General features: G+C 37.7%; 5 protein-coding genes and 3 riboswitches. Of the genes, 2 read left to right on the top strand and 3 right to left on the bottom strand.

All coding sequences use genetic code 11. From position 1 onward, the window contains the following. Positions 1-727 precede the first annotated feature (727 nt). The 3 genes from B3317_RS06295 to B3317_RS06305 all read right to left on the bottom strand — a co-directional run bounded on the left by B3317_RS06295 (position 728) and on the right by B3317_RS06305 (position 6,798). Positions 728-2,347, bottom strand: coding sequence for a RagB/SusD family nutrient uptake outer membrane protein (locus B3317_RS06295; RefSeq protein ID WP_291109722.1), 1,620 nt, complete (start codon positions 2,345-2,347; stop codon positions 728-730). A 26-nt stretch (positions 2,348-2,373) separates the two neighbouring features. Further along, complete coding sequence (locus B3317_RS06300; RefSeq protein WP_291109724.1) at positions 2,374-5,472, bottom strand: SusC/RagA family TonB-linked outer membrane protein; 3,099 nt, start codon at positions 5,470-5,472, stop codon at positions 2,374-2,376. 858 nt (positions 5,473-6,330) lie between these two features. Beyond that, positions 6,331-6,798: an Lrp/AsnC family transcriptional regulator gene (locus tag B3317_RS06305; RefSeq protein WP_291109726.1), complete on the bottom strand. Its 468-nt coding sequence runs from the start codon at positions 6,796-6,798 to the stop codon at positions 6,331-6,333. Positions 6,799-6,965: 167 nt separating this feature from the next. Then, positions 6,966-7,153: riboswitch (cobalamin riboswitch) on the top strand. A gap of 41 nt (positions 7,154-7,194) precedes the next feature. On the opposite strand from B3317_RS06305, the gene metE reads away from it, so the two are divergent. Next, entirely contained in the window at positions 7,195-9,492 is a 2,298-nt protein-coding gene (gene metE / locus B3317_RS06310; RefSeq protein WP_291109727.1) for a 5-methyltetrahydropteroyltriglutamate--homocysteine S-methyltransferase, read from the top strand. Between the two features lie 177 nt (positions 9,493-9,669). Next, positions 9,670-9,869: riboswitch (cobalamin riboswitch) on the top strand. A gap of 477 nt (positions 9,870-10,346) precedes the next feature. After that, a riboswitch (cobalamin riboswitch) is annotated at positions 10,347-10,548 on the top strand. A 262-nt stretch (positions 10,549-10,810) separates the two neighbouring features. Next, a complete protein-coding gene (locus B3317_RS06315) occupies positions 10,811-11,926 on the top strand; it encodes a 4-hydroxybutyrate dehydrogenase (protein WP_291109729.1) in 1,116 nt (371 codons plus the stop codon).

The following is an 11,926-nucleotide window of genomic DNA, read 5'->3' on the forward strand; positions in this document are numbered from 1 at the left end:
CCTTAAATCAAACCGAAATAGATAATCCAACCGTCTATCGGTTATTAAATTTTACTTATATAGAGTATCAATTATTACGAACACAGGTTTTATACGAGCAGGGAAAAAATGCGTTAAAAAAACTGTATTTACAAAAAGGAATTTTGCTGCTTGACTCTGGGATAGAGCTTCTAAAGCTACAAGTTTGGCAATACCGATTATTATTCTCTGAAATAAACCAATCTACAAGAACAGAAATATATTTTATCCCTAAGTTGAAAGGTTTAGGGATTGACAATATGGGAGAATTTGCTGTTAGCCTTAAACTGTCTGATCAGTTCGTCTATGAAAGAGGTAAACCCGTCACTTTCATTGATATATCTAAAGCCTTGTATTTTCTCAAAAATTTTCTCGCTCGTGAAGATCGGAATGGAAAGACAAATGAATTTTAAGACGACTGATATTTAACCGTTTGCAAACTAATCCTAGAGAAATCTTATTTATAATTATCGCAAAAAAAAATTACTTACTGAATAATTCCTTTCTGTGATTAGTTCCCCATATGTGTAATTCCTTCATTATTCCTTCTAAAGTTTTACCATACGACCAAGCGTAATTTTATAAAAACGAAAGAGCCCGGGCCCGGACTCTTTCAATGTCGATGCATCACTGCATTAAGAGTGTGTTTGTATGAATTGGATGCAACATTATAAGGAGTGTATCCTGTCCCCTATTTCATAAATTGCTATTAATTACTCCATCCTGCATTTTGTTGGGCGGCCAAAGTTGGGTTACGTACCAAATCATTTACAGGAATAGGCCATAAGAATCGCTTATCTGAATATGGAATAAGCGGTCTGCTTGGCGAAAACCATGCAGATTTAACTTCACCTCCAACAACAAAATTTGCCTTGCCTTTAGCCCGTGCATAATCTATTTTTGCAGGAATACCTCCGGATGGAGAAAGATCGTCATTTGCCAAACGTTGTATATCTTCCCAGCGACGGCCTTCACCATGGAACTCTATGCGTCTTTCCCATAAAATAGCATCAAGAAAAGCCTTCTTAGTAGCAAAGTTACTTGCCGTATATGCCTGAGTTGCCGGGGTTGCCAACGAACGGTTTCTTACGGCATTTAATAATTCGAGAGCCAAAGCATCGTTCCCTCCTTTTCTAAGAACGGCTTCCGAATAATTTAAAAGTACCTCTGCATAACGCATAATAGGGGCATATTCATCTCTCGTCTGAACATTCTGATATTTATCGCAATAATAATAATCGTAAGCTGAACTGTAATATAGCAGATCACGACGCTTGTCATCAGCAAGCCAGAATGATGTATTATACAAGGTAGGTGACGATGTTACTATAGCGCGACCGCTTGGACGGGCCGACATCATAGCAGCCATGGCTCCGTTCACACTGGCCTCATCGTCCGCACTGTTTTCAACAGAGAAAATAGATTCAGTATTGCTGGCAAAAGATAGGAATGGGGTAGCTGGAGAAGCTTCGAGTTTGTAACCTCCTATTGCACTCTCGAAAGGAGCGGTTGTACCCGGTACAAGTTTTTTCGCTTCATTTATCACATTATCCCAATCGCGTTTATGAAGATAGACACGTGTCTTAAGAGCAATTACGGAACCTTTTGATGCGCGGGTAATACCGTTTACGCTATTTTTGTCATTCCCAGAGAAAGAACTCTCCGCATCATTAAGGTCTTTGAGTATTTGTGCATAAGTGTCAGTAACCGACGAACGGCCTATTTTTAAAGCTTCTTCAATTTCCGCCGGAGTATTAATAGCTGTCAGATAAAGAGGCAAACCATAATTATTATTAGCATCTACATTTACCGGATAAGCGAAATGTATCAACAGTGCATGATAAGTCAAAGCACGAAGAAATAATAATTCACCTTTGTACGATTTCCCTTTTTCTTCACTTATAATATTATTCTCGATAGCACCTTCAATCCCTCTTATTACTGTATTAATGCGGTTGATAGCTTCGAATGAGGCTTCCCAGAAATATTGATTATTCGCAGTGGAAGGTGTATAAGTCGATGAATAAGTAATGTCATAAAAAACTGCTGTGAGATTCATATCTTCTCCCCGCATTTCACCCTGTATAATACTTGCGGCTCCAAAAGGATATCCTCTCGAATAAGAACCATTATACAATCCGCATTGTATAGCATCATAAGCGCCGATCACAGATAATTCGCAACGTTCAGGCGTTTCATAAGCCGTGATATCAGTCAGTTTATCGACCGGAGAAAGGTCGATCACATCCTTTTCACATGAAGTGAAGATCAAAGCCGCTACAATAGTAAACAGGCTTATTGTTATTTTTAATATCTTATTTTGTAACATAATCGGTATCTGTTTTTAAACTTGAATTAGAATGTAACATTTGCGCCCAGACTGAAAACACGTTGTTGCGGCATACCATCCCAGTCTGTTCCTCTGCGTGTCGATGTTTCCGGGTCGAGTCCTGAGTATTTTGTAATGGTAAACAGATTCTGAGCTTGCACATATAAGCGTATTTTTGTCATATCCAGTTTCGAAACCAGATTTTTAGGTAGAGTGTATCCCAGAGATAGGTTTGTCAGTTTCAGGAAGCTGGCGTCTTCAACGAATCTTGAATCGGCAGAACCTGTATTAAATAATACCTGGCTATCCCCGTAACCGATTTTCGGAATTTGTCCATCACCCGGTTTGTCCGGACTTTGCCATCTTCCGAGAACGATTTTACCATTATTCGAAAAGTCCATATTTAATAATGACTCCTGAGCAGAAGCATTCATTAATTTATTTCCTCCTGAAAAACGGAAGAAAACATTCAGGTCAAAATCTTTATAAGTAAAGGTATTATTAAAACCACCGTACCATGTCGGTAATGACGACCCTAATATTTTCCGGTCTTTGGTCGGTGATAATGAAGATGCTTGTGAAACATCACCGGGGTTTGCCGGATCATAAACTTTATAATCATAATCTCCGAAGGTATCGAATTGAACCAGCGATCCGTCTCCTTTTACCCAAATAGGATTTCCATTGACTTTATTTACACCATAAAATTCATAGCCATAAATAGATTCGAATGATTTCCCTTCCTCATTTATGGTATATCTGTTAATTATCGGCTCATGGTTGACCAACTCAACTACTTTATTGGATACAGTTGTGAAGTTAATATCTGTTTTCCATGTAAAGGTTCCTATAACAGGTGTGCCTCCGATAGTAATCTCAAATCCCGTGTTTTTGATTTTACCTCTGTTGTCATAATAACTGTTACCCGGAATTCCTAAAGTCGGAGCAGTCGGAACTTCCAGCACCAGGTCTTTCGTATTCTTATTAAAATAAGCCAGTTCAAAAGACAGACGATTATCAAGAAGGCTTCCATCCAATCCTATATCATAAGTTGTTGTAGATTCCCATTTCAACCTGTTATTACCCATATTGCTCCAGGCAATACCGGTTTGCGCACCATAGCGTTTTGCAGAATATGTTCCTAAATAAGGGAAATTATTGGAGCCAAGATCAGAGTTCCCGATAGTCGCAAAGCTGGCTCTCAGGCGTAAATCATCGAACAACTCATTTAATGACGAGTTAACCCAGAAATTCTCCCTTGAAGCACGCCAGGCGAGAGAGCCGCCGTAGAATGTCCCCCATCGGGTGTCTTTCGGTAATTTGGACAGGCCGTCCCTACGGACAGAACCACCAATATAATACTTGCTGTCGTAATTGTAATTGGCCCTGAATAGATAGGAAGCCAGACCATTATATGTTTTGCTTCCCGAAACGCTTTTATCACCGAATGTTCCGGTAATGATGTGATCGGAGAAAAATTTATCCGACAATTGAGTTACATCTGCATACAGGTATTCGTAATCGGTATGAGTATACTCCTGAACGGCAGTAAGGTTCAGATTGTGAAGCGCGTTGAAAGTCTGATTGTAAGTCAATATATTTTGCCAGTTCCAATTGTAAAAAGTAGCTCTGTTATCCATCATCAGACCCCCATATCCATATCCGTCACCCGATTCACTATTCCATTTTGTGAAATCATTAAGGGTAGTATAATCGATACCAGCCTGTGTGCGGAATGAAAGACCTTTCGCAAGAGTGACTTCTGCAAATCCTCCCCCGGTAATATGAAGGCTCTGTGAGCGGTTCACGTTATTGTCCATAGCCCATACAATGTTCTGGATTCCATTATCTATGTATACTTTGTTAGCACCGCGTCCCAAAGCCTTCCTGTTGGCCGCATCGATATTATATCCTGTAATATCATCCGGATTGAATACAGAAACATTCGGTAACATACGCACGCTTGCAAAGCCAACGCTTCCCAAAGAATTTTCTTCATTCATCACTCCCTCCAGAGTAGATTTCGAAGCAGATACATTAATACCCAGTTTCAACCAACTATTTGCAGTTTGTGTCAATTTGGCATTAACGGAATAGCGTTCCTGTTCATTATTTCTTATAATACCATTCTGATTGGTATAACCCAATGAGGCGTAATACTGGCTTTTTTCAGTACCTCCACTGGCGGCAAGTGTATGAGTTTGTTGAAAACCTGTTTGAAATATATAATCGTTCCAGTTTGTATTAACCCCGTTAGGATCTAATACCGCAGGGCCTTCCGAGTCCCAGTTCGAATATTTTTCATTCGCTATTTCTACAAATTCCGTAGCGTTCAGGAGGTCATGAAGCTTTGTTGGAGAAGCCCAGCTGGTCTGAACATCATAAGTTACTTTGGTCTTAGATTTTCCTCCTGATTTTGTGGTGATTAGCACAACGCCATTAGCCGCCCTTGAACCGTAAATTGCAGTTGCCGCACCATCTTTTAATACTTCATACGATTCAATGTCATTCGGATTGATTTCCGCAAGCGGGTTATACCTGCCATATAATTCCTGTTTCTGCCCTGATGTAACAGGTATACCATCAATTACGATCAGGGGTTGGGTTCCCGACGAAATCGTACTAAACCCGCGAATATTGAATGTAGGAGCCTGACCTAACATTCCGTTCGGAGTCGTAACCTGTACTCCGGCTGCGCGACCGGCTAGCTGAGATTCAAAAGACGGAGTAGCCAGATTACTAATGTCGTCTCCACTGACTCTTGCAATAGCACTTGTTACATCTTTTTTCTTTTGGGTACCATATCCGACAACGACTACTTCGTCCAAAACTTTATCGTCATTTTCCATTATCACCCTCATACCCTGAGCAGGTTTGGCTTCGACTGTTTGCATTCCCACCAATGAAAATACCAGTGTATTGCTTCCAACAGGCACATTAATAGAAAACTTTCCGTCTAAATCGGTTACTGTACCTACGGTAGTTCCTTTTACTACAACTGAAGCACTTATCACTGGCTCGCCGTTACTATCTACAACAGTACCGGAAATCCTCGTTGTCTGTGCTACTGTAAATCCGACGCTTAGTAATAAGCAGGATAAAATTAACACTACTCTTTTCTTCATACTTGATCCACAATTTTATTAATATTAATACCAGCATACCCGTGAGGTTCGCTTTTTATTTTTATAGAGAGATAGGCTAGTATCGTCCCATATGCAGTAAGCCATGCAAGGCCGGAATCTAAATATCCCAGCCGAAGAACAAAAAATCCCTGTACAGTCCGGAAAAGACTGTACAAGGATTGTACTTTAAAAAAAGTTATATATTTTTTATTTCTTAATAAATTGTGTGTGTCTCTCTCTCTCTCTCTCTCTCTCTCTCTCTCTCTCTCTCTCTCTCTCTCTCTCTAGCAAAATAGCACTAACTCCCAAATTTTCAAGAAGAAAAATGTGATTTAATGTTGTATATTTTGATAATTTCTGCACCTTTAGATTCATTGCCAAACACTACTTTTATAAGAAGAATTACAATAATCAATTTTTTCAGATTGTAAATTTATATTATTTTCTATAATAAAACACAAAAAAGATAATAAAATATAAATTAAAACACAAAAAAGTTCATTATTTAAGATAAACAGCACAAATTGTCAAAGTGAAATTGTTACTGCTCTTATATATTTCAACTTGTTTATTCAGTCTGGAATAACTGAAGTTTCTGTCGATGTCAGAGCCTTTGAAAAAATAATCTCCTTTTTTGAAGGATATACCTTGTATTCATCGCTTTGAGGTATTCTTTTGTCAATTGTACCATAAATTAATCTGTTAGTTGAGGCTATCTTCCTTTGAGTAACCGAGCGGTATTGCCATATTATATAGATCAGTTGTATCCAGAATGTGTGTGTTTAGAATGCCTTAAAGATATGAAAGCAAGTTTTTATAAACAAGGATTAGACGAAATCGGGTGGATAGGTAAGATTCTTACAGATAAATTGGAATAGCTCTTGAATATTTTACTTCTCCGATTACGAAAATGCTATGCAAACTTCCTATACAATCAATCTCACCCAAAGTATTTAAAACAAAATCCTGATAATGTTTCATGTTCTGAACATAAATTTTCATCATAAAATCATAATCTCCGGAAATATTGTAACAGTTGGTTATTGTTTCAATCTTATCTATTGCCTTCATAAATGAAGCCCCATTTTTCCGGGTATGTTGTTTCAATTTTATACTACAAAAGACAATTAGATTACATCCTAATTTCTCGGGGTCTAATTCTGCGGTATAGCGTTTGATATAACCGTCTCGCTCTAACCGTCTTTGACGTTCAAAAACAGGAGTTGGTGATAAATTTACCATTTCGGCAATCTCTTTTGTTGTTAGCTTTGCATTGTCTTGCAAGATCTTCAATATCTTAATATCTGTAGCATCTAATTTTTCCATAGATAGAAATTCTTTAAATATGTCTGTTTGAAGAATAAAAATCCATCAAACTGCCCTTTTGTTCTCAAAGTTAGAATATATATCTAAATATTATATGCTGATAAGAAAATATAACTAATATTTATACCTTTGTTTAGATAAATATTTCAATATGAAGCTCTTTTGTTTTATTTCAGCAATCAAGAGGTGCCTCGTAAAATAGGAGAATAGGAAATCTTGTGCAAATCATGAGCTGTCGCGCAACTGTAACCACTTATAAAGATTCTGTTTAGTTTATCCACTGTTCCAATATAGGGAATGGGAAGGAAAGCAGAATTGTGGAAGTCAGGAGACCTGCCTTTAGATTAAAGAGTAAAGATAGAGCCTTTAATTTTTCATAATTTAAATTTACAAAAAATGAAAACGAACATTCTTGGTTATCCGCGTATTGGTAGCCATCGTGAATTAAAAAAGGCCTGCGAAAATTATTGGGCAGGAAAAATCAGTGAAGAACAATTGCTCGAAGAAGGGGCATCGATCAGAGTCTTAAACTGGTATTTGCAAAGAGAGTATAAAACAGACTTCATTCCCTCGAATGATTTTTCATTCTATGACCATGTTTTAGATCTTACTCTTTCATTAGGAGCCATACCACAACGATACATACCTCTATTAAGTAAAAAGACAGATCTTTATTTTGCAATGGCTCGTGGGTATCAAAAAAACGCCCATGATATCATTGCAATGGAAATGACAAAATGGTTCGACACAAATTATCATTACATTGTTCCCGAATTTACAAAAGAACAACAATTCTCGCTATTCCATAATAAAGCTCTAGAAGAATATAAAGAAGCCAAAGCTTTGGGTATTGAAACAAAACCTGTAATTATCGGCCCAGTTTCTTTTCTCTTATTAGGCAAAGAAAAAGAGTCTGGATTTGACAAATTAGATATAACAGAACGCCTTGTCCCTGTTTACACCCGGATGTTGAAAGAGTTGGAAGACGCCGGAGTAGAATATATTCAAATAGATGAACCATTCTTATCTATGGATATAGAAGAAAAAGCTAAACAGCTATATCCAATTGTCTATCAGCAAATAAAAGATTCTTGTCCAAAATTGAAAATAATACTCACTACATACTTTGAGGGGTTAAAGGATAATACAGAATTAGCTTTGAGCTTACCTTTTGATACACTTCATGTTGATTTGGTTCGTTGTCCGCAGCAATTGGATACCATTCTAAATTTATTTTCTTCTGATAAAAAACTTTCTTTAGGTATTGTTGATGGGCGTAATATTTGGAAAAATGACTTTGAAGCATCTCTGAAAATGATACAAAGGGCATCAGACCAATTAGAACGAGATCGTATTTTTATTGCAGCGTCATCTTCTTTCCTGCATGTGCCATGCGATTTGGAGTTAGAGACAAAGGAAAATATATTGACCCCTGAAATTAAACAATGGATGGCATTTGCCGAGCAGAAAGTAAAAGAACTGGCAACCTTGAAAGAGTTATTACAAGAAAGGCCATCAAATCAGACTTTAGAAAAATTAGAAGCTAATAAAAAATCTATTCGGAAGAAGCAAAGTTCGAGTTTGATACATAATGCGGATGTTAAAAAACAATTAGAGAATATATCTGCAGATGATAGCAGACGCAAAAATCCATTTGCTATCCGTCGTAAAAAACAACAAGACATATTGAACTTACCATTATTCCCGACAACAACAATCGGCTCTTTTCCCCAAACAAAAGAAGTTCGTTCGTGGAGAGCACAGTTTAAGAAAGGAAACTTGTCTGAAAAAGAATACAATGATCTGCTTCGGGCTGAAACTCAAAAAGCTATTCAGTGGCAAGAAAGTATTGGATTGGACGTGTTGGTACATGGCGAATTTGAACGTAACGACATGGTTGAATATTTCGGAGAACAATTGGCCGGGTTTACATTCTCTCAAAATGGTTGGGTACAAAGCTATGGTTCACGCTGCGTAAAACCTCCCATCATTTATGGTGATGTCTCACGCCCCGATCCTATGACTATATATTGGACTACCTATGCTAATGCCCTTACGGACAAACCTGTGAAAGGGATGTTAACTGGTCCTGTAACTATTCTACAGTGGTCTTTTGTGAGAAACGATCAGCCTCGTTCCGAAACTTGCAAGCAAATTGCATTGGCCATAAGAAAAGAAGTTGACAATCTGCAACAGGCAGGAATCAGTGTAATTCAGATAGACGAACCCGCTATCAGGGAAGGACTACCTTTACGAAAAAAAGACTGGAAAATTTATCTTGACTGGGCCGTTAATTGTTTCTGCTTATCGGCGAGTGTTGTTAATGACGAGACACAGATACATACACACATGTGTTATTCAGAGTTTAATGACATCATTGAATATATTGCACTGATGGATGCTGATGTAATTACCATCGAATGCTCCCGATCGCAAATGGAATTGCTGGATGCTTTTGCTGAATTCAAATATCCAAATGATATCGGTCCCGGAGTATATGACATTCATTCCCCTCGTATACCATCTGTTGAGGAAATGGTTAACCTGATAAGGAAAGCAGCAAAAGTAATCCTTTCAGAGCAACTGTGGGTAAATCCCGATTGCGGATTAAAGACAAGAGGTTGGAATGAAACGAAGACTGCCCTCACAAACATGGTAGAGGCAGCAAGAATATTAAGAAAAGAGATCAATTGAACGTAACTAAACTAACCATGAAGATAAAATGCTCATGGTTAGTTTTATTTTTATTCCTTTTTCCAGTGAATAATACCAATATGTTCGTCTGATGAAATTATCCATTCCTATCAGATCAAAATATACTTAAAATGACTTATTGAAAACTTGACCTCTTATTGAAAGAGATTAATATCTTTGTCTGGATTTTGGTATCATGCTTCCGATCCACGGAAAAATGAAAGAGGGAATCAGGTGCAAATCCTGAACAGTACCCGCTGCTGTAAGTTCCGCCAGAAATCTTTGAACAATACTCAAATCCACTGTTCGAATAAGAATGGGAAGGACGGTTCAAAGATGGAGATACGACCAGCAAAAGTGATTTACTGATAGAGTTGGAGAAAGATATATAAAAACAAGTTTATTCAAATAGTTAATTGAATACTCGAGTTCAGTTGATTTATATAATTAATCAGTTATCAACTATTATAATTTATATTAGAGCTTTCTGAAGAAAAAAACATCCCTTTTTCTAAATCCCGAGCTTTTTTACTTTCTGAACAAAAGCAAATTCAAAAGAGATTACATGAAATGGAGCCGCTGTATAATGGAAAGTCTTTTGCTTATACGGGCACCTGACAGTATTGCACGGAAGGAATGCATCATACCGGAAAACAGGGCTTACTGCCATCCAGAGTTGATACGCCCGTCATTAGATTCACAATCAAAAGAGTGTCTTGGGTTTCTACAATAGCAAAAAGTGACGTCCATATTTATTTAGAATATCTTTATATACAAATTTCTTTTCTCCTTTATTTAACACGTTTGAAAATATATAAAAAGTCATTGGAAAGATTTTTTATATCAAACTTTTCTTACCTTTGTGCCGTCTTGGTGATTCAACCTCTTATCGGAGGAAAGAATTGAAAAGGGAATCCGGTGCAAGTCCGGGACTGTCCCCTCAGCTGTAAGTTCCGTCAATGGGATTTTGCAATCAAATAGTCACTATTTTGTAAAAATGGGAAGACTGCAAAATCCGGAACAAGTCAGAAGACCTGCCAAGGTAGTCGTTGTCTTATGTTTCGGGGTAGAGGAACATTAGAAATGCACTTTTTATTAATCACAATTTTGGATACTTGGTATCCGCAGTATTTAGGCATATGCAAAATGAATGATTTGCATAGACGTGTTTTGGCATAGGTAATACTTTTATTATCCTGTTTTGCTTTTTCGGGTAATAGAATTACCTGATGAGGATATGTTATATTTTAACATATAGCTTTTTACGTCCATGCCCGAATGAAATAGACTGTTATAAAAACATTAATAAATATATGGTATGCAGCTATTTAAATTAAAAACAAGGCTCCACGAGTTCAATTCTTTCATGCAATTTGCGAAAGAATTTGATCTCGGACCAAATGACTTGGTGATAACCAATGAGTTTCTTTTCACTCCATTTATGAAACCGCTTAATCTCTCCTGCCATTATATTATGCAGGAAAAATACGGATTGGGTGAACCCTCGGACGAAATGATGAACAGTATTTTGAAAGATGTTCAAAATATTAACTATGACCGGATTATCGCAGTAGGTGGCGGAACCGTGATCGATATATCCAAACTCTTTGTCCTTAAAGATGTGGATGATGTCTGTGATGCTTTTGAAAGAAAGATACCAATCGTAAAAGATAAACAATTAATCATTATACCTACCACTTGCGGTACAGGAAGTGAAGTGACTAACATCTCTATCGCTGAGCTGAAATCGAAACATACAAAATTAGGCTTAGCGGACGATGCGTTATTGGCAGACGAAGCTGTCTTAATTCCTGAATTACTAAAAGGACTTCCTTTCAGGTTCTATGCCGCTAGTGCTATCGATGCCCTCATACATGCCGTAGAGTCATATTTGTCTCCCAAAGCAACTGCTTACAGCCAGCTATTCAGTAAAGAGTCAATCCGCATTAGTCTTGATATCTTTCGCAATATCGCTATGCAGGGAGAAGAATATCGTTTCACCCGGCTGAGAGATATGCTTATAGCAAGCAATTACGCAGGCATTGCTTTCGGGAATGCCGGAGTGGGTGCTATACATGCTCTCTCCTATCCCCTTGGCGGAACATATCACGTACCTCACGGGGAAGCCAATTACCAGTTTTTTACCAAAGTGCTGCACGTATATCAACAGAAAAAGCCGGGAGGAGATATTATAGAACTCAATCAGATACTCGCTGACGGCCTACATGTATCGACCTATAATGTTTACGAACAGTTAGATTACATTCTGGGAAGAATGCTCCCTAAAAAAACACTCCGGGAATATGGAATGACTGAATCCGATATAGAGACATTTACCGCTAACGTTGAAAAAACACAACAACGATTGCTAGCAAATAATTATGTCGCATTTGCTCGGGAGGACATAAGAGGAATATTTCGAGAACTATATTAA

Source organism: Dysgonomonas sp. UBA7710, from assembly GCF_002482385.1.
Classification (GTDB): domain Bacteria; phylum Bacteroidota; class Bacteroidia; order Bacteroidales; family Dysgonomonadaceae; genus Dysgonomonas.

Coding starts and splice junctions, on each gene's coding strand:
- B3317_RS06295 (WP_291109722.1), bottom strand. CDS start 2,347: ATGTTACAAAATAAGATATTAAAAATAACAATAAGCCTGTTTACTATT.
- B3317_RS06300 (WP_291109724.1), bottom strand. CDS start 5,472: ATGAAGAAAAGAGTAGTGTTAATTTTATCCTGCTTATTACTAAGCGTC.
- B3317_RS06305 (WP_291109726.1), bottom strand. CDS start 6,798: ATGGAAAAATTAGATGCTACAGATATTAAGATATTGAAGATCTTGCAA.
- metE (WP_291109727.1), top strand. CDS start 7,195: ATGAAAACGAACATTCTTGGTTATCCGCGTATTGGTAGCCATCGTGAA.
- B3317_RS06315 (WP_291109729.1), top strand. CDS start 10,811: ATGCAGCTATTTAAATTAAAAACAAGGCTCCACGAGTTCAATTCTTTC.